General features: G+C 62.7%; 15 protein-coding genes. 6 read left to right on the top strand and 9 right to left on the bottom strand.

Annotated features, from left to right (window positions below):
- Window positions 1-17 precede the first annotated feature (17 nt).
- The 3 genes from DMO26_RS29985 to DMO26_RS29975 form a co-directional block, all read right to left on the bottom strand.
- The gene (locus tag DMO26_RS29985) at window positions 18-959 is read right to left on the bottom strand and encodes an ABC transporter substrate-binding protein (RefSeq protein WP_117195983.1); all 942 of its coding nucleotides are present in this window, start codon (window positions 957-959) and stop codon (window positions 18-20) included.
- A gap of 99 nt (window positions 960-1,058) precedes the next feature.
- The gene (locus DMO26_RS29980; protein ID WP_117195982.1) at window positions 1,059-2,087 is read right to left on the bottom strand and encodes an ABC transporter permease; all 1,029 of its coding nucleotides are present in this window, start codon (window positions 2,085-2,087) and stop codon (window positions 1,059-1,061) included.
- Complete coding sequence (locus DMO26_RS29975; RefSeq protein WP_117195996.1) at window positions 2,080-3,633, bottom strand: sugar ABC transporter ATP-binding protein; 1,554 nt, start codon at window positions 3,631-3,633, stop codon at window positions 2,080-2,082. Before DMO26_RS29975 ends, DMO26_RS29980 begins: the two co-directional genes overlap by 8 nt.
- Before the next feature lie 309 nt (window positions 3,634-3,942).
- Here DMO26_RS29975 and DMO26_RS29970 point away from each other — a divergent pair, with 309 nt between their 5' ends.
- Together DMO26_RS29970 and DMO26_RS29965 are read left to right on the top strand one after the other, a co-directional pair.
- A complete protein-coding gene (locus DMO26_RS29970; protein ID WP_117195981.1) occupies window positions 3,943-4,647 on the top strand; it encodes a FadR/GntR family transcriptional regulator in 705 nt (234 codons plus the stop codon).
- Between the two features lie 28 nt (window positions 4,648-4,675).
- Entirely contained in the window at window positions 4,676-6,211 is a 1,536-nt protein-coding gene (locus tag DMO26_RS29965; protein ID WP_117195980.1) for a UxaA family hydrolase, read from the top strand.
- Between the two features lie 228 nt (window positions 6,212-6,439).
- Here the strand turns inward: DMO26_RS29965 and DMO26_RS29960 are convergent, their stop codons facing one another.
- Window positions 6,440-7,681, bottom strand: a complete 1,242-nt coding sequence (locus DMO26_RS29960) for an OpgC family protein (protein ID WP_117195979.1) — start codon at window positions 7,679-7,681, stop codon at window positions 6,440-6,442.
- Between the two features lie 229 nt (window positions 7,682-7,910).
- The gene (locus DMO26_RS29955; RefSeq protein ID WP_117195978.1) at window positions 7,911-11,426 is read right to left on the bottom strand and encodes a PAS domain-containing hybrid sensor histidine kinase/response regulator; all 3,516 of its coding nucleotides are present in this window, start codon (window positions 11,424-11,426) and stop codon (window positions 7,911-7,913) included.
- A 187-nt stretch (window positions 11,427-11,613) separates the two neighbouring features.
- Here DMO26_RS29955 and mscL point away from each other — a divergent pair, with 187 nt between their 5' ends.
- The 3 genes from mscL (at window position 11,614) to galE (ending at window position 14,541) form a co-directional block, all read left to right on the top strand.
- Window positions 11,614-12,045, top strand: a complete 432-nt coding sequence (gene mscL / locus DMO26_RS29950) for a large conductance mechanosensitive channel protein MscL (RefSeq protein ID WP_117195977.1) — start codon at window positions 11,614-11,616, stop codon at window positions 12,043-12,045.
- A gap of 134 nt (window positions 12,046-12,179) precedes the next feature.
- Complete coding sequence (locus DMO26_RS29945; protein ID WP_117195976.1) at window positions 12,180-13,349, top strand: pyridoxal phosphate-dependent aminotransferase; 1,170 nt, start codon at window positions 12,180-12,182, stop codon at window positions 13,347-13,349.
- 157 nt (window positions 13,350-13,506) lie between these two features.
- The gene (gene galE, locus DMO26_RS29940) at window positions 13,507-14,541 is read left to right on the top strand and encodes a UDP-glucose 4-epimerase GalE (protein ID WP_117195975.1); all 1,035 of its coding nucleotides are present in this window, start codon (window positions 13,507-13,509) and stop codon (window positions 14,539-14,541) included.
- Here the strand turns inward: galE and DMO26_RS33945 are convergent.
- Window positions 14,538-14,684 (bottom strand): hypothetical protein, encoded by a 147-nt coding sequence (locus tag DMO26_RS33945; protein WP_162895110.1) that lies wholly within the window; start codon window positions 14,682-14,684, stop codon window positions 14,538-14,540. The two genes, galE and DMO26_RS33945, sit on opposite strands and share 4 nt — an antisense overlap.
- 155 nt (window positions 14,685-14,839) lie before the next feature.
- Between DMO26_RS33945 and DMO26_RS29935 the strand changes: the two genes are divergently transcribed.
- Window positions 14,840-15,664, top strand: a complete 825-nt coding sequence (locus tag DMO26_RS29935) for a polysaccharide deacetylase family protein (protein ID WP_117195974.1) — start codon at window positions 14,840-14,842, stop codon at window positions 15,662-15,664.
- 90 nt (window positions 15,665-15,754) lie between these two features.
- Here the strand turns inward: DMO26_RS29935 and DMO26_RS29930 are convergent, their stop codons facing one another.
- From DMO26_RS29930 to DMO26_RS29920, 3 genes are all read right to left on the bottom strand, one after another.
- Window positions 15,755-16,153, bottom strand: coding sequence for a DUF1236 domain-containing protein (locus tag DMO26_RS29930; RefSeq protein ID WP_117195973.1), 399 nt, complete (start codon window positions 16,151-16,153; stop codon window positions 15,755-15,757).
- Window positions 16,154-16,239: 86 nt separating this feature from the next.
- Window positions 16,240-16,428 (bottom strand): hypothetical protein, encoded by a 189-nt coding sequence (locus tag DMO26_RS29925; RefSeq protein ID WP_117195972.1) that lies wholly within the window; start codon window positions 16,426-16,428, stop codon window positions 16,240-16,242.
- A gap of 23 nt (window positions 16,429-16,451) precedes the next feature.
- Complete coding sequence (locus DMO26_RS29920) at window positions 16,452-17,246, bottom strand: DUF1236 domain-containing protein (protein ID WP_117195971.1); 795 nt, start codon at window positions 17,244-17,246, stop codon at window positions 16,452-16,454.
- Window positions 17,247-17,555 lie beyond the last annotated feature (309 nt).

The following is a 17,555-nucleotide window of genomic DNA, read 5'->3' as shown; positions in this document are numbered from 1 at the left end:
CGCCCGCCGGGGTATTCTTAGTAGAGTACGTTCTTGGCTTCCGGCTTGTCGATATTGTCCTTCGTCACGACGACGACACCGGTATCGACGAATTTTTCGACCTTTTCCTTATTCATGATCTTCAGCACGGTCTTCACGCCGAGTTCGCCCATCTGGAACGAGCCCTGCACGGCGATCGCGCCGAGCGTGCCGTCCTTGACGAATTCCTGAAGGTCCTGATTGCCATCGAAGCCGATCGCTACGACCTTGCCTGCCTTGCCCGACTGCTTCAGCGCGCGGCCCATGCCGATTGCGGTCGGCTCGTTGGCGCCGAAGATGCCCTTGAGATCGGAATTGGCGGCCAGAACGTCGGTCGTCTGGTTCAGCGCCGTCGCCATCTGGGACTGCGAGTAGAACGGGCCGACGATCGTGAGCTTGGAATTCGCCTTGATATAGTCGGTGAAGCCGCCGACGCGGCCGATTTCCGAACCGGCGCCTGCTACGTAGGACATGACGGCGATCTTGCCTTCTTTGCCGACCTTGTCGATCAGCGCCTTGGCGGCCAGTTCGCCGGCCTTCTTGTTATCGGTGGCGAGGAAGGACTGGTAATACTGCTCGGCGCTCTTGGCGAGCATCGAGTCGATGATGACGACCGGAATGCGGGCTTCCCAGGCCTTCTTGACGGCCGGAACCAGCGCGTCCGGATCGGACGGGGCAAGAACGATCGCCGAGACCTTACGGTTGACGGCGTTTTCGACCATGTTGACCTGGTCGGCGATGGCGGATTCGGCGGCCGGACCCTGGAAGGTCATCGTATTGCCCTTGCCGTCCGACTTGATGGCGGCATCGGCGCCCTTCTGGACGTTTTGCCAGAAGGTCGAGTTGACGGTCTTCACGATGACGGCGATTTCGCCGGCATTTGCCGAAGCGGCGATGAGTGTCATCGCAGTCGTCAGCAGTGCGGCAGCAAGCTTTTTCATGTCTTCCTCCTCTGATGGCCTCACCGGCCGGTTTTGCGAGGCGCGCTCCTCTGCGCGCGCCCCAAGAGTTTTCGCGGATAAGGTCCGCGTGCCCTTCCTTCAGCGGCGGTTGCGCAGCTGGTCGATCCAGACGGTGACCAGGATGACGAGGCCGATGATGATCTGCTGGGTGAAGGCGGAGACGCCGTTCATGTTCAATCCGTTGCGCAGGATGCCGATCACGAAGGCGCCGATCGCCGTACCGGAAATCGTGCCCACCCCGCCGATCAGCGACGTGCCGCCGATGACGGCGCTGGCGATCGCGTCGAGTTCGTACATCACGCCCTCGTTCGGCTGGGCGGTGACGAGGCGCGACATCAGCACGCAGCCGGTGAGGCCGGCGAGCGTGCCGGAGAGCACATAGGTGAAACTGACGATGCGGCTGACATTGACGCCGGAAAGCCGCGCCGCATCCGCATTCGAGCCCACCGCATAGATATGCCTGCCGAGCACGGAACGATTCAGCATGAAGGAAACGGCAAGCGCGATTAATATCATCAGGATGACCGGATAGGGGATGCCCGGAAAGACGACCGTCGGAAAACCGTCGTCGCCGATATTGACGATCCTGAGCAGGGAGCCGTTGCCGAGTTCGCCGAAGGATTCGCCGAGACCCGAGACGGCCCGCGCGCCGGTGATCTGCAGCGCCACGCCGCGGGCGATCATCATCATGCCGAGCGTGGCGATGAACGGCGGCAATTTCATCTTCGTCACGAGCAAGCCGTTGATGAAGCCGCAGATCGAGCCGGTCAGGATGCCGATGATCATGCCGAGCCAGACCGGCATGCCGTAATCCTTGACCGCAAGTGCCGCGACCACGCCAGCGAGCGCCAGCACGGAGCCGACCGAAAGATCGATGCCGCCGGTGATGATGACGCAGGTGGCGCCGATGCCGAGAAAGGCGATCGAGGTGACCTGCAGCGCTACCGTCATGCCGTTGTCGATGGTGAAGAAGGCGCTGCTGGTGGCGGAAAATACGGCGATCAGCATGAACAGGCTGCCGAGCGCCGCGAATTTCTGGATGATGTCCTTCTTTCGGTCGCTGAGCGCGCCGCTCTTCTGCTTGGAGACTTCGGTGATCTCAGCCATGGGCATTCCTCATTGCGCCCGCTGGCCCGTAGCCGGAGGCGTATCGCATGATCTCTTCCTGGGTCGTCTTTTTGGTCTCGAGCACGCCGGTGATGCGGCCCTGATGGAAAACCGCGACGCGGTCCGTCATGCCGAGGATTTCCGGCAATTCGGAGCTGATCAGCACGACGCCGATGCCGTTTGCGGCAAGTTCGTCCATGATCCGGTAGATGGCGAGTTTGGCGCCGACATCGATGCCGCGCGTCGGCTCGTCGAAGAACAGAACCTTCGACTGCCGGAACAGCCATTTGCCGATGATGATCTTCTGCTGGTTGCCGCCGGAGAGGAGCCGCACCGGCTGTTTCAGCGACGGCGTGCGGACGTTGAGGAGATCCACATACTCCTTGGCGACCTTGGCATGTTTGGCAAAGTCGATCAGCCCGAACCGGTTCGACACTGCTTCCGTGTTCGCCAGCGTCATGTTGGCGTCGACCGGCATCTTGATCGCCAGCCCCTGCGCCTTCCGGTCTTCGGAGAGATAGGCGATGCCAGCGGCGATTGCGTCGCGCGGGGAGGTGATCGACAGCGCCTGACCGTGCAGGGTGACCATGCCGGCATCCAGCGGATCGGCGCCGAAGATGGCACGGGCGACTTCCGTGCGCCCGGCGCCCATCAGCCCGGCAAAGCCGAGGATTTCGCCGCGGCGGAGCGTGAAGGAGACATCCCGGAAGACGCCGGCGCGGGTAAGCCTCTCGGCGGATAGGATGATTTCGTCGCCCGGCACCGAGGTACGATCGGGAAACTTCTCCTCCAGCGACCGGCCGACCATTTTCGAGACGATCGCATCGATGCTGGTCGCGGAAAAATCGTCGGTCGAGATGTAGCGCCCGTCGCGCAGCACGGTGACACGGTCGACGATCTCGGCCATCTCGTCCAGCCGGTGCGAGATATAGACGATGCCGACGCCCGAAGCCTTCAGGTCGCGGATCACCTTGAAGAGGAGCCGTGTCTCCTGCTCTGTCAGCGAGGAGGTCGGCTCGTCCATGATCAGCACTTCCGCGTCGAGCGACAGCGCCTTGGCGATCTCCACCATCTGGCATCGGGCAACCGAAAGGCCCCGCACCGGCCGGTCGGGGTCGATGTCGACTCCCAGACGGTCGAGGCAGCGTTTGGCATCGGCGCGCAGCTTCCTGCGGTCGACGAGAAAACCTTTTCGGGGTTCGCGGGCGAGATAGATGTTTTCCGCTACCGAGAGGTGTGGGATGAGGTTGAGTTCCTGATGGATGATGGCGATACCGGCCGCTTCGGATTCCCGCGTCGAGGAAAACTGCCGCTCGGCACCCTTGTAGACGATGGTTCCGGCGCTCGGCTGATAGACGCCGCTGATGATCTTCATCAGGGTCGACTTGCCCGCGCCGTTTTCACCGCAGACTGCGTGCACTTCACCGCGGCGCAGGTCGAAATGCACGTTGGAAAGCGCCCGGACGCCCGGAAATTCCTTGCTGATATTGTCGAGCCGAAGGAGAGGGACATCACCGGAAGCCGGCACGCCGTGGCCGCTCGCCATGGCGGCGCCATGCGCAGTCTGACGGGCATCGGCCGACCGATTTTCCATTCTTCCTCCCGTCCTTCCCCCTTGGGCACTCCAGCCCCAATCTGCCGACGGCTCCTCCCGCTGGCCTGACCAATCCGTAAACCGACACCATAAACTGGTCAAGCCAATTTTTATCGAAGGAGAGCGCGTAGAGCGCAATGCCTGCTGCGATGGCGAGGAAATCTGCAAAAAATGTTGTATTTCAACCCGGTGATTTACATCTTGCTCTCCAATATGACCATGTTATGGTAAGGCCACATTCTTGGGACTTCGAAAAAATCCATGAACAATACGATCAAGGCGGCGGAGCCGAGGCGGCTCTATCAGCAGGTGGCCGACCAGATCCGCGGGCTGATCCAGAGCGGCCAGCTCGTGCCGGGGGCACGGCTGCCGGCAGAGCGAGAGCTTGCTCAGCAGCTCGGCGTGTCGCGCCCGTCGCTCCGCGAGGCGCTGATCGCGCTCGAAATCGAAGGCAGCGTCGAGATCCGCATGGGTTCGGGCATCTATGTGACCGCCGAGCCCGACCGCCGCCAGTGGCAGACCGGTTCGATGGGCGAGAGCCCGCTGGAATTGATGCAGGCGCGCGCCACCGTCGAAGGCGCGGTGATCCTTCAGGCCGCGGCGAAAGTCACCGCCGACATGCTGAAGGCGCTGGGGCAGGTGCTCGACCAGATGCGGGTGGAGATCGCCGAGGGCCGCAAGCCCCTCGATCTCGATCGGCTCTTCCATCTGACGATCGCCAACCAATCCGGCAATTCGGTGCTGGCGCATATCGTCGGCGACCTTTTCGACGAACGGCACAGCCCGCTTTCGGCGCAGATCCGCGTGCGTTTCGAAACGCCGGAGACCTGGAGTTCCGCTCTTGCCGAACACGAGGCGATCTATGCGGCGCTCGAAGCCCGCAACCCGCTTCTGGCGCAGGCGATGATGCATGCGCATCTGGAGGAATCCAAACAGCGCTGGATGAATCACGAGACGCGCTTGTAAGGCCGGATCGTCTCGGGAGGACTTGAACATGGACATTGCAGCTACATCGCCCGTCATCATTCTCAATCCGGCCGACGACGTCGGCGTGGCGCGTCGTTCGATGCAGGCCGGCAGCCCGACCGGGTATGGCGATCTCGTCGCCCGCGAGCTGATTGGCCGCGGCCACAAGGTAGCGATCAAGGCGATCCCCGCCGGGTATGAGGTCAAGAAATACGGCCAGGTGATCGGTCTTGCGACTCAGGATATTGCCGCGGGCAGCCATGTGCATCTGCACAACCTCGCCATGTTGCCCTCCGAGCACGAGCACCAGTTCAGCATCGATATCGAGGAAAGGGGCATGTTGCCGCTTGCCGAGCGACGCACCTTCATGGGGTACGACCGCGGTCATGGCGGCGCCGGCACGCGCAATTATATCGGCGTCATTTCCTCGGTGAACTGTTCCGCCACAGTGTCGCGCTATATCGCCGATTATTTCAATCGCATGGGTGGGCTCGACGGCTTTCCGAACGTCGATGGCGTCGTGGCGCTCACCCATGGCGGCGGCTGCGCACTGAACTCCAAGTCGGAAGGCTATCGGCTCCTGATCCGCACCATCCAGGGTTATGCCAAACATCCGAATTTCGGTGGCATCCTGATGATCGGCCTCGGCTGCGAGACGAACCAGATTGCGCCCATCCTCGAACATTACCGCATGGAAGAGGGCGACCGGCTGCGCACCATGAACATCCAGCAGCATGGCGGCACGAAGAAGACCATCGATGCGGCGATCGCCATCATCAAGGACATGCTGCCAGGCGTGAATGCCGCGATCCGCACGCCGCAGCCGCTGTCGAAGCTGAAGCTCGCGCTCGAATGCGGCGGCTCGGACGGTTATTCGGGCATTTCCGCCAACCCGGCGCTGGGTTACGCCTCCGACCTGATCGTCCGCAACGGCGGGACCACCGTGCTCTCCGAAACGCCGGAGATCTACGGGGCCGAACATCTGCTCACCCGCCGCGCCGTAACCCCGGACGTGGCGCAAAAACTGCTGCAGCGGATCGACTGGTGGCGAGATTACACTGCCCGCAATGGCGACGAGCTGAACAACAACCCCTCGCACGGCAACAAGCTGGGCGGCCTGACCACGATTCTCGAAAAATCGCTCGGTGCCGTCGCCAAGGGCGGTTCGATGCCGCTGAAGGCGGTCTACGAATTCGCCGAGACGGTGACCGAGCCGGGTTTCGTCTTCATGGATACGCCCGGCTACGATCCGGTGGCCGTCACCGGCCAGGTGGCGGGCGGCTGCAACGTCATCTGTTTCACCACCGGCCGCGGTTCGGTCTCGGGCTTCAAGCCGGCGCCGTGCATCAAGATCGCCACCAACTCCGAAATGTATGAACACATGAAGGAGGACATGGACCTGAACTGCGGCGGCATCGTCACCGGCGAGGAGACGATCGAAGAGTCGGGGACAAGGATTTTCGAGGATGTGATCGCGGTGGCTTCGGGCAAGAAGACGCTGAGCGAGATCTACGACTACGGCGACAACGAATTCGTGCCGTGGCAGGTCGGGGCGGTGACGTAAAGGAGGGGCGCCTGCTCTGCGACCTTTAGGTTGGGTATAGGCAGCGAGCCAGCCCGCCGTCATCTTCGGCATTGTGCCGCGGATCTAAGCCATTTCAACACATTAGGTCGTGCAGATCCTCGAGACAGGCCCGAGGATGACGTAGAGGGCGTTGCGCCGCTCCTAAAAAACAATAAAGGCAACGGTCTGCACCGCTGCCTTTATTCTTACCTTGGGCCTCAAGCCGCCTTACCGGATGACCATCTGCTGCGGTGCGCCAGGCTTGGCCGGCTGCTGCACCTTGACCGGAGCATGCTGCTGCGACGAGGTGCCGAACAGCTTGTCGCGTTCGCGCCACAGGGCGGGGATCGACAGGAGGGCTATCGCGACGAGGGCTATCGCGGTCTTGGTCAGTTCGCTGAGCTCCGGCGTGCGTCCGTCGAAATAATAGACGAAATAGACGATCGCGACGTGCCATACATAGACGTAGAGCGAGTGGCGGCCGAGGAGCTGCAGGTATTTGATCGAGAACACCCAGGTGATGCCGGCGGCGATCTTGCGCACCCAGGCGGCCGGATGTTTCGGTCCGGCGACGATCAGCCAGGTGACGAGCACGGCGACGGCGGCGAAGTTCAACAGATAGACCGGGCCGAAATCGGCGCGGATTTCCATCGAGGCGAACTTGCCGATCATATGCGGCGGCATCAGCTCATGCGCGGTGATCAGGCGCAGCGGCAGGAAGAACATGACGAGCAACAGGGCAGCCTTCGGGATGAAGGTATTTTCCGGCGACAGGATCTTCGTCCAGTCGATCTTGCCCGAAGCCGTCAGCGCACCCAATACCAGGGCCGAATAAAACACGATCTGCCAGCCGAGCAGGTTGAACGACACACGGATGCCCTGGTCGTCGGCGCCCATGATCATCTCGTTGATCGGGGCGGTGACGAGCTGCTGAAGGCCGAGCTGGGCTGCCATCCACAGCATCACCGAGCCGGCGATGACATAGTGCCACTTGTCCTCCAGCACGAGCTTCACCAGCATCGGCGCAAAGAGCATGTAGACGATGTATTGCGGCAGGATATCCATGAAAGTCGGCTGGTATAGGAAGGTCGCGATCGACGCGAGACGCAGCGGATCGTCGAAGTTCGTATAGCCGAGCCAGTTGAACCAGATCGTATAGGCGCCGGGCAGCAGCATCTGCGCGGCCAATACAACCAGCACGATGCCCATCGCATAGCGATATAGTTCGAAGGCACGCGTGTAGATCGCCGTGCGGCCGGCCGCATAGCCGTTCTTCAGCATCTTCTTGGCATAGACCATGCCGATCAGCAGGCCCGACAGGAAGACGAAGCCCTGGGCGTCCTCGACGAAGGCGAGCTGGTTGTGATTGATCTTCACCAGGAAATAACCGCCGGCAAAGATGAGGTGGTTCAGCACCATGAACACGAGAAAGTATCCTCGCATTCCGTCAATGATATCAAAGCGTTTCATCGGTCGCGGTCTCCATCTCTGCCGGTCCCGATAGCTCTCGCCGCTCGGTCCGTAAGGCCTCTTCGGGCCAGGAAGTCACGCGCCTAAACGTTGCTGGAAGCCGGACGGTTCCGCCAGAGATAGGGGTGAACACAACCTTCTTAGGCAGTTTAGGCAACACGAAGCGTAAACTGTCCGTGATGACTCTCAGATGAACGGGGGGATAAACGGAATGTGATAAGCATGCTACCTATTCGGCCGCGACGCGTTTCAATCCTGCAACCTGTGTGAGGTAGGCGCGCATCGCCGCGGGCTTCACCGGTTTGTGCTGCACGCCGATGTCGTACCGTTCCGCCTCGGCCCGGACCTCGGGCGTGCGGTCGGCCGTGATGATCAGGGCGGGAATATCCGCCTGGTACTTCGCTCTGAGCTTCAGGATCGCCTCGATGCCGTTGCCGTCGTCAAGGTGATAATCGGCGATGATGATTTCCGGCGGCGGTTCGCGGCCGGCGACGATGTCGTCCAGCGCCGCGATCGAATCCGCCTGGCCAACGGTGCAGCCCCAGCCGGTGATGAGCAGCGCCATGCCTTCGAGAATTCGCGGCTCGTTGTCGATGCAGAGCACCCTGAGCCCGTTGAGCGGCTGCGAGCGTTTGCGGCGCTGCGGTTCGCCGACAGCGCGGGGCGCCTGCGCCATCGACACGTCCATCGGCACTTCGACGCGGAAGATCGTGCCGCGGCCGGGTGTCGAGGCGAGTTCCACCGGATGGCTGAGGACCCGCGAGATGCGGTCGACGATCGAAAGCCCGAGCCCGAGCCCCGTCGCCGTCCGGGCTCCTTCGTCCAGCCGTGCGAATTCCCTGAAGACGGTGCGGAACTTCGAGGGCGGGATGCCGATGCCGGAATCGAGCACTTCTATGACCACATGTTCGCCGCGCCGGCGCACGCCCACCAGCACCTTGCCGTCGATCGTGTATTTGATCGCGTTGGAGACGAGGTTCTGGATCAGGCGGCGCAGGAGGTTCGCGTCCGACCGCACCCGGAGCGAGGTCGGCATGACGACGAATTTCAGGTTCTTCTCGCGCGCCATCGGGGCATAGTCGGTCTCGATGCGCTTCATCAGGTCGTCGAGCGCCACCGACGTGATGCGCGGCTTCATCGCGCCGGTGTCAAGCCGCGAGATGTCGAGCACGGCGCCGAGAATGGCTTCCACCGATTCCAGCGCCGAATCGATGTTGCGCACCAGCGGGCCGTTGGCGTCGGAGCCACCGAGCCGCTCGACCAGCGCGGAGGAATAGAGGCGCGCGGCGTTCAGCGGCTGCAGGATGTCGTGGCCGGCGGCGGCGAAGAAGCGGGTCTTGCCGATATTGGCCTCGTCGGCGGAGGCCCGCGCCTCGCCGAGTTCGCGGTTGACGCGCGTGAGTTCCGCCGTGCGCTCGCTGACCCGCTGCTCCAGCGTCTCGTTGGCCTGCTTCAGCGCCTGGTCGGCGGCGACGCGCTCGGTAATGTCGGTGAAGGTCGCGACGATCCCCTTGTCGGGCATGGCGTTGGAGCGCACTTCGATGATCCGCTCGCCACCGGAGAGCACCAGCGAGAAGGGGGCATCGAGCGTATGGAAATGCTGGATGACGTTCGCCTGCTCGCTCTCGGCGATGTCGCCGCGCTCGCAGAGCAGGGCGACGATATCGGCAAGCGGAAAACCCACCTGTCCCACCTGTTCCGGCAGGTCGAGAAGGCTGCGGAAACGCCTGTTCCAGATCGTCAGCCGCTCGGAATTGTCGAACACCGCGATGCCCTGGTCCATCTGCGAAAGCGCCGTCTGCAGCATGTCCTGGTTATATTGCAGCGCCTCGCTTGCCTGGTCGAGCAGCCAGGCGGTGTCCGCATTGGTGTCCTCCGCCTTCTGCAGGATGAGCGACAGCACGAGGCGGGCCGAGGACGAACCGATCGCGCTGCCGAGCAGCTGTTCGGAAAAATGGATCATCGCCATGTCGGCGGGCTGTTCGTCGCGGAAGGTCCGTCCTGCGGTCCTTTCATAGTTGGAGAAGGAGCGCCGCATGCGTTCCTCGCCGAGATAGCGGGCGATGGCCGCCTTCAGGTCGCCGACGCTGACGCGGGTCTTCCAGCCTCGGGTCGCAAATTGCGAGCGAAGGTGCCGTTTGACGAAGATACCGGCCTGGATGCGCTCGACGGGCCTTGGGTTTCGCGATAGCGAACCGAGCACGAAGGCGAGCGTATTGAGCGTCAGGCTGAAGATCGTCGCGTTGACCAGCGGGTCGGTTTCCGGGCCGGTGAAGATGCCGGTGCCGGGGAACAGGAAGTTGAGGACCGCCGCCGCCACATGCGAATTGTCCGGCCCGCCGAGGCTCGGCACGAAGAGCAGATAGGCCCAGGCGAGGAAGCCGAAGGAAAGGCCGAGGATCGCGCCGCGCGCATTGGCCCGGTGCCAGATCAGTCCGCCGAACAGTGCCGGCGCCATCTGCGCGATCGCCGCGAAGGCGAGCAGCCCGATCGAGGCGAGGCCGGACTGGCTGTCGGCCATCCGGTAATAACCGTAACCGAGGATCAGCACCGCGAAGATCGCCAGGCGGCGGATATTGAGCAATGTGCGGGTGAAATCGGCGCGCTGGCCGGAGCGGGCGGCCATCAGACGCTGCCTGAGGAAGATCGGGATGGCGATGTCGTTGGAGATCATGATCGACAGCGCCACGGATTCGACGATCACCATGGCGGTCGCCGCCGAAAAGCCGCCGATGAAGGCGATCAGGGAGACGACCTTGAGCTCGCCGTGAAGCGGCAGCGTCAGCACGTAGAGATCTGCGTCGCCGATGCCGCCGAACGTGATGAGGCCTGCCATGGCGGCGGGCAGCACGAAGAGATTGATGGCGATCAGATAGAGCGGCAGAAGCGCGCCGGCGAGTTTGCGCTCGCGCGTCGTGCGGTTTTCGACCACGGTCACGTGGAACTGCCGCGGCAGCATGATGATCGCGAAGGCCGAGAGCCCGATCAGGATCAGCCAGCGGCTGAGCGGCGTCTCGTAGGCGAGGGCCGAGCTGACCAGCAGGTTTTCGGAGGCCTTGGAGAACAGGTCGGCCGGGCCGTCGAAGAGGATGAAGAGGACCGAGAAGCCGACGGTCGCGAAAGCGAACAGCTTGACGACCGATTCCATCGCCACGGCCAGGATCAGCCCGTCCTGATGCTCCGTCGCATCCGTGTGGCGCGTGCCGAATATCACCGCGAAACAGGCCATCAGCAGCGTGACGATCAGCGCGAGATCGATGAAATAGAGATTGCCGCTGCCGATGCCGTAATCCGACGGATTGACCATGGCGGCCACCGAACTGGAGACCGCCTTGAGCTGCAGTGCGATATAGGGAATGGCGCCCACCAGCGCGATGACCGCCACGATCATCGCCACGGTGGAATTCTTGCCGTAGCGGGCGGCGATGAAATCGGCGACCGATGTCAGCTTTTCGGCCTTGGCAAGCTCCACGATGCGCCTGACGATCGGCATGCCGAGGGTAAAGGCGAGGATCGGACCGATATAGATGCCGGTGAACTCGATCCCTCTTTGCGACGCGAGCCCGACACCGCCGAAATAGGTCCAGGAGGTGCAATAGATCGCCAGGCTCAGCGCATAGACGACCGGCCTGCCGCCCTTGGGCACGCCGAAGAGACGGCTTCGCCGGTCGCCATAGCTCGCCACCGCGAAAAGCAGCAGCACATAGGCGAAAGCCGAAACGAAAATGATCCAGCCTGGAAGCATGTCTCCTCCCCGCAAAAAATTGCGGCAGCGTGAACATTAGGGGAAAAGCATGGGCTTGAAAATCGGTCGCTTCTCGTCAAAAAGTCCAATAGACGATCGCGTTTAGGCCTTTTGAAGTTTGCGTCTTTTCAGCTTCGGCCGATGCGCTATGTTGGGTTGCGACGCTCATGAACCCGGGGGTAAGACCATGTCAGTTGTCAGCGAATTCCGCTCCTTCATCGCCAAGGGCAATGTCATCGACCTCGCCGTCGGCATCATCATCGGCGGCGCCTTCACCGGCATCGTCAACTCGCTGGTCAACGACATCGTCATGCCGATCGTCGGTGCCATCACCGGCGGCGGCTTCGACTTCTCGAACTACTTCTTCGCCCTTTCCGGCAACGTCACGGCATCGACGCTCGAAGAGGCGCGCAAGCAGGGCGCGATCTTCGCCTATGGCAGCTTCATCACCGTCTTCATCAACTTCCTGATCCTCGCCTGGATCATCTTCCTGATGGTCAAGGGCGTGAACAGGCTGCGGATGATGGAAGAAAAGAAGCCGGCCGAAGCGGCCCCCGCTCCGCCGCCGGCCGATATCCAGCTTCTGAGCGAGATCAGGGATATCCTGAAAACCAAATAACCCTACCGGGCGGAGTGATCTTTTGATCACGCCTGTTCGATTCATCAGCGGAATCGATTGCGGGCTCACGCATAATCATGGGATTCCCGGCTCTCCTTGCGGTAAGAGGGGTAAAACAGACCAAGGGAATCCCGATGTCGATCATCACCAGTCTCAGCCCCCGTGCCGTCGCGGCGCCCGAAAGCGGCATCGTCGAGGTCATCACCTATGCCCGCGGCCGTGAAGGATTGATTCCGCTCTGGGCCGGCGAAGGTGATCTGCCGAGCCCGGATTTCATCAACCGCGCCACGACCGAGGCGCTGATGGCCGGCGAGACCTTCTACACCTGGCAGCGCGGCATTCCGGAACTGCGCCAGGCGCTGTCGGATTATTATGCGCGGCATTTCTCGGTCTCGCTGCCGGCCGAGCATTTTTATGTGACCGGGTCCGGCATGCATGCGATCATGCTCGCCGTCCAGGCCGTCACCTCGCCGGGCGACGAGATGGTCTATCTTTCGCCCACCTGGCCCAACATCATCTCGGCGATCGAGATTTCCGGCGCCCGGTCGGTTGGCTTGCCGCTCGATTTTGTCGGCGGCCGCTGGTCGCTCGACCTCGCCAAGCTGGAAGCGAAGATCACGCCGAAGACGAAGGGCCTGTTCATCAATACGCCCGCCAACCCGACCGGCTGGGTCGCCTCGCTGGACGACCTCAAGGCGATCCTGGCGCTCGCCCGCAAGCACGGCATCTGGATCATCGCCGACGAGATCTATGCCCGTTATTATTACGGCGGCGCGGCCCGGGCGCCCTCCTTCCTCGACATCATGGAAGAGGGCGACCGTATCATCTTCGCCAATTCCTTCTCGAAGAACTGGTCGATGACCGGCTGGCGCGTCGGCTGGCTGGTCGCTCCGCCGGAAATGGGCCAGGTCATCGAAAATCTCGTGCAGTATTCAAACTCCGGCGTCGCCCAATTCCTGCAGCGCGGTGCCGTCGTGGCGCTGAACGATGGCGACGATTTCGTGCGCGCCAATATCGGGCGTGCGACCCAGGCGCGCGATATCCTCTGCGATGCGCTGATCGCCACCAACCGGGTCGAAACCCTGAAGCCGGAAGGCGCCATTTACGCCTTCGTCAAGGTGGACGGCATCACCGACAGCCGCCGGGCAGCGCTCGATATCGTCGACAAGATCGGCGTGGCGCTGGCGCCGGGATCTGCTTTCGGCAAGGGCGGCGAACTCTTCCTGCGTGCCTGTTTCCTGCGCGATCCCGGCCAGGTGGAGGAGGCGGCCGGCCGTCTCTCCGACTATATCAAGCGACTCTGACCCGTTCGGGGACGCAATCGGTAAAATTCGAGCGAATCCTTCAAGACCAGGTTTGCCGTATCGAAGGATAAACCCGGCGGAAACCCCGCCGGGTAAGCATTGCTGAAGCAGCCCTGTGTTTTTCTCCTGCAAAACATAAAGAGCAGGGAAGAATAACATGGCGGTTCTGGTTACGGGCGGTGCAGGTTACATCGGCAGCCACATGGTCTGGGCTTTGCTGGACGCGGGCGAGGACGTGGTGGTTCTCGATCGGCTTTCCACCGGTTTCCGCTGGGCCGTGCCCGGCGCGGCGCGGTTTTACCTGGGCGATGTCGGCGATATTTCCATCCTGAAACAGATTTTTGCCGAAAACGATATCGACGCCATCCTGCACTTCGCGGGCTCGATCGTCGTGCCGCAGTCGGTCGCCCATCCGCTGGATTATTACGAGAACAACACCAGCAAGACCCGTCTCCTGGCCGCCGCCGCGATCGATGCCGGCATCCGCCATTTCGTCTTCTCCTCGACGGCCGCCGTCTATGGCGACCAGAAGGACGATACGCCGGTGCTCGAAAACGTCACGCCGCATCCGAAGAACCCCTATGGCCAGTCGAAGCTAATGTCGGAGATGATGCTGCGCGATGCCGCGGCCGCCCATGACTTCCGCTTTGTGGCATTGCGTTACTTCAATGTCGCCGGTGCCGATCCGGCGGGCCGCACCGGCCTTTCGACGGAAGGCGCCACGCATCTGATCAAGATCGCCTGCGAGGCGGCCCTTGCCAAGCGGCGCCGCGTCGATGTCTACGGCACGGATTACGCCACGCCGGACGGCACCGGCATTCGCGACTATATTCACGTCACCGACCTGGTGAACGCGCACTTGAAGGCGCTGAGTTATCTGCGCCGCGGCGGCGAGCCGCTGATCGCCAATTGCGGTTACGGCAAGGGTTATTCCGTGCTCGAAGTGCTGGACGCGGTGATGCGGGTGAGCGGCCGCAAGTTCGAAATCAACTACGGCCCGCGCCGGCCGGGGGATGCGGCGAGCGTCATCGCCAATTCCACTCTGGCCCGCCGGCTGCTCGACTGGAAGCCGCGCCACGACGATCTCGACCTCATCGTCGAAACCGCGATTGCCTGGGAACGGGGTCTTGCCGGCCGCAAGGCGGAGGAGCCGAGGGCGCTGCAGAACCGCCTTGCCGCCATGCGGTTCTAGCGCAATTCCAGCAAAAGTGGGAACGGTTTTTGCGTCCGGAATTGCGTAAAAACAAAGAGATAGAGCATTGGAGGCGACTCCGTTTTCGCCGGATACTCTAGGCGCGGGATCACTAAATCGGCGGAGAAGATCTCTTTCATCATGCTTGGCCTCGGGCTGGATCCGAGGACAACGACGTAGGGTCTGTGGAGAGACCAAAACCAGCAACACCCGACCTTTTTGTTAAGAGCAGCATTCGGCCGCATGGTATTTTTAAGCATTTGGCGATAGAGCACGGGCAGATTCCGACCGGTATTCCATGCGTCCTATTGTTCTTTCTGCCGTCCTCGCGCTTCTGCCCTTTGCGGCCTCGGCCGAAACCGTCACGGCCTTTCCGCCAAAACCCGCAGCGCCCGTCCAGGCGATGGCGCCGCAATCGCCTGCCGCGCCCAAACGTGCCGGCGCCGGCCCGAAGCTTGTGGAGCCGCATCTGAACGTGGCGCGCTCCGGCATCGCCGCCCGCCCGCGTGTGGCACTTACTTTCGATGCCTGCATGGGGCAGGCCGACGAGCGCATCCTTCAGGTTCTGGTTCAGGAGCGCATTCCGGCGACGATTTTCGTCACCGCCCGCTGGCTGAGGACGAACCCGCAGGCCGTTGCGGTCTTCCTGCAGAACCTCGATCTCTTCGATATCGAGAACCACGGCCAGAACCATGTGCCGGCGGTCGATACGCCGACGCTGATCTATGGGATTGCCGCTGCCGGCTCACCCGAAGCGGTGCGCCAGGAAGTGGCGGGCGGCGCCGAGGCGATGCTGGCGGCCGGTTTTTCCCAGCCACGCTGGTTCCGCGGCTCGACCGCCAAATACGATGCGTCCGCCATCCACCAGATCCGCGCCATGGGATACCGGATCGCCGGTTATTCGGTGAATGGCGACGGCGGCTCGCTGCTCGGTGCGGAGGCCACGGAAAGGCGGATCGCCTCGGCCAGGGACGGCGACGTGGTGATCGCCCACATCAACCAGCCGACCCATGCGGCCGGCGAGGGCGTTGCTCGTGCGCTGCTGGCCCTGAAGCGCCGGGGCGTGGAATTCGTCCGTCTTTCGGAAGCGGCAGGCATCGGCGACGACGATACGACCCGGTGAGGGAGCTCACCGGGTCTGCGGCAGGCGCGCATCGACAAAAAGGGAGAGCCGTTGCCGGCCCTCCTTCATCAATCAGCACTTTATCTTCGGTTACTGGACGACTTGAACGACCGTGCGGGTCTGCGGGTCGACGATGACGCGCTGTTCGTTGACGACCGCATAGGCGTATTTCGGGCTGTCCGGAACCGGGGTCAGCACGACCGACTGCGGGATCGGCTTGCCGACCACGATCTTTTCCTTGACAACGACTGGCGAGGCCGGAGCCGGAGCGGTTTCGACATAGCTCACCACGCGCTGCGGCGGGGGATCGATGGCCGTGCCGGCGACGGCGCCCACCACGCCGCCCACTGCGGCGCCGACCGGGCCGCCGACGATCGCGCCGGTCACGGCGCCGCCGGCCGCACCGTTGACGGTGCTCTGCTGGGCGGAGGCGGCAGGGGCAAGAATGCCGAGGACTGCAGCGGAAAGAACGATGATCTTGGTCTTCATGAGAGTTCTCCTTGGGTTATGTTCGGAGCGATCGCAGCCTGCGCGTCGCCCGCTTTGGGTTGAGTTCGAATGTCCGATCGAGGCTGTCATTTCGTCGTCGGCGGGGGGGCCTCGACCTTCGGCAGGCTGACGTCGATGTTGACGTCGCGGCCACCGAGATAGCCTCCTTCGAAGAGGAGGAACCCGCCTGCGATGATCGTGATCAGCAGAATGACCGCGACGGCCCAGCCGCCGCTGCCACCCGTGTGGATCACTGTCGGTTCCCGGTCGCTCATGGTGTTCTCCTGTTGTTCGGCCGTCAGCTGGTCAGGATGTAGACGACTTCATGGGTCGACGGTTCGACGATGATGATGCGGCCGTCGGCCAGCACGAAGTATTCGTAGCCGCGATAGGCCGGCACGATTTCGACGATGCGCGGCGGCAGCGGGTGCAGCTCCACCGTGGTGGGAACGGCAACGCCGACGCTCACATCGACGTCCACATCAACCGGCTCGACCTTGTTCTGGACGAGGATGTTGCGCACCTCGGTCCGCTGTTCGGTGGAGATGTTGATGCTGCCGGTGGTCTCGTTCGAAGGCCGATCGGTGGCGGCCTGGTTCGTGTCGTTCTGAGGCGCGCCGCCGTTCGTCGTGCTATTGTTCTGGCGGGCGCTGTCGGTGGTCGTTGCCGGGTTGCGGGGGTCCTTATCCGCCGCACCGCTGCTGTTTGCAGTGTTGGAGCCGTCCGTCTGGCCGGATTTTTCCGCCGGCTGCTGCTGCGCGCTGTCGCCCTGCTTCTTCAGGCGCGGATCGGCGCTCTTGCCTTCGGCATTCATCGAACCGCTGCCTTGGGCCGAGCCCTGGCCCTGCGGCTGCTGAGTGGCGGCACCCTGCGACGGTTGGGCCTGGTTCTGCATGGAGCCGCTTCCGGAAGCCGCGCCGCCCGAAGAGGCGCCGGAGCCTGCGGCGCCCTGGCCGGGAATGATCGGCGTGGTGGCGCCTGCGCCGCCCTGACTGCCGCCCGAACCCGAGGTCTGGGCAAGGGCCGGTATGACCGAGAGTGTCGATCCTGCAAGAAGCGCAATCGCGAGCGTCTGTTTCGTAGAGAGTTTCATTGCTTGGGTTTCCTCATCTTTTCGTTTTTTCGTTTCGCTTGCGAGGCTCTGCTGAGCTGCAATACGTCCTCCCAACGTCACCTCCGGATGGTCGTTCCGGGTGTCGGGCTTCAGTCGGGCCGAGGCCGGACTTCCGGCCCGATGCGCTTGGGCCTTTGGTCCGATGAGGCAGGCGCAAAGGTCCCGGGGGGCGTGAAACCGAGGAACTCCGGCGTTAGGATGGGGTTGATCCTGGTCTTATCCAGGAGGTTCCGCCATGGACAACAGCGTTTTTCAGGCCCGCTGGCTTTTGATCCCGGTCGCCGGACT

The organism is Rhizobium terrae (assembly GCF_003425685.1).
In the GTDB taxonomy this organism is placed as follows: domain Bacteria; phylum Pseudomonadota; class Alphaproteobacteria; order Rhizobiales; family Rhizobiaceae; genus Neorhizobium; species Neorhizobium terrae.
Note: the sequence above shows the minus strand (reverse complement) of the source record. Positions and strands in the feature narration are given on the sequence as shown.

Bases quoted from the DNA above. Each gene is read 5' to 3' on its own strand.
- DMO26_RS29985 (WP_117195983.1), bottom strand. From the start codon at position 959: ATGAAAAAGCTTGCTGCCGCACTGCTGACGACTGCGATGACACTCATC.
- DMO26_RS29980 (WP_117195982.1), bottom strand. From the start codon at position 2,087: ATGGCTGAGATCACCGAAGTCTCCAAGCAGAAGAGCGGCGCGCTCAGC.
- DMO26_RS29975 (WP_117195996.1), bottom strand. From the start codon at position 3,633: ATGGCGAGCGGCCACGGCGTGCCGGCTTCCGGTGATGTCCCTCTCCTT.
- DMO26_RS29970 (WP_117195981.1), top strand. From the start codon at position 3,943: ATGAACAATACGATCAAGGCGGCGGAGCCGAGGCGGCTCTATCAGCAG.
- DMO26_RS29965 (WP_117195980.1), top strand. From the start codon at position 4,676: ATGGACATTGCAGCTACATCGCCCGTCATCATTCTCAATCCGGCCGAC.
- DMO26_RS29960 (WP_117195979.1), bottom strand. From the start codon at position 7,681: ATGAAACGCTTTGATATCATTGACGGAATGCGAGGATACTTTCTCGTG.
- DMO26_RS29955 (WP_117195978.1), bottom strand. From the start codon at position 11,426: ATGCTTCCAGGCTGGATCATTTTCGTTTCGGCTTTCGCCTATGTGCTG.
- mscL (WP_117195977.1), top strand. From the start codon at position 11,614: ATGTCAGTTGTCAGCGAATTCCGCTCCTTCATCGCCAAGGGCAATGTC.
- DMO26_RS29945 (WP_117195976.1), top strand. From the start codon at position 12,180: ATGTCGATCATCACCAGTCTCAGCCCCCGTGCCGTCGCGGCGCCCGAA.
- galE (WP_117195975.1), top strand. From the start codon at position 13,507: ATGGCGGTTCTGGTTACGGGCGGTGCAGGTTACATCGGCAGCCACATG.
- DMO26_RS33945 (WP_162895110.1), bottom strand. From the start codon at position 14,684: ATGATGAAAGAGATCTTCTCCGCCGATTTAGTGATCCCGCGCCTAGAG.
- DMO26_RS29935 (WP_117195974.1), top strand. From the start codon at position 14,840: ATGCGTCCTATTGTTCTTTCTGCCGTCCTCGCGCTTCTGCCCTTTGCG.
- DMO26_RS29930 (WP_117195973.1), bottom strand. From the start codon at position 16,153: ATGAAGACCAAGATCATCGTTCTTTCCGCTGCAGTCCTCGGCATTCTT.
- DMO26_RS29925 (WP_117195972.1), bottom strand. From the start codon at position 16,428: ATGAGCGACCGGGAACCGACAGTGATCCACACGGGTGGCAGCGGCGGC.
- DMO26_RS29920 (WP_117195971.1), bottom strand. From the start codon at position 17,246: ATGAAACTCTCTACGAAACAGACGCTCGCGATTGCGCTTCTTGCAGGA.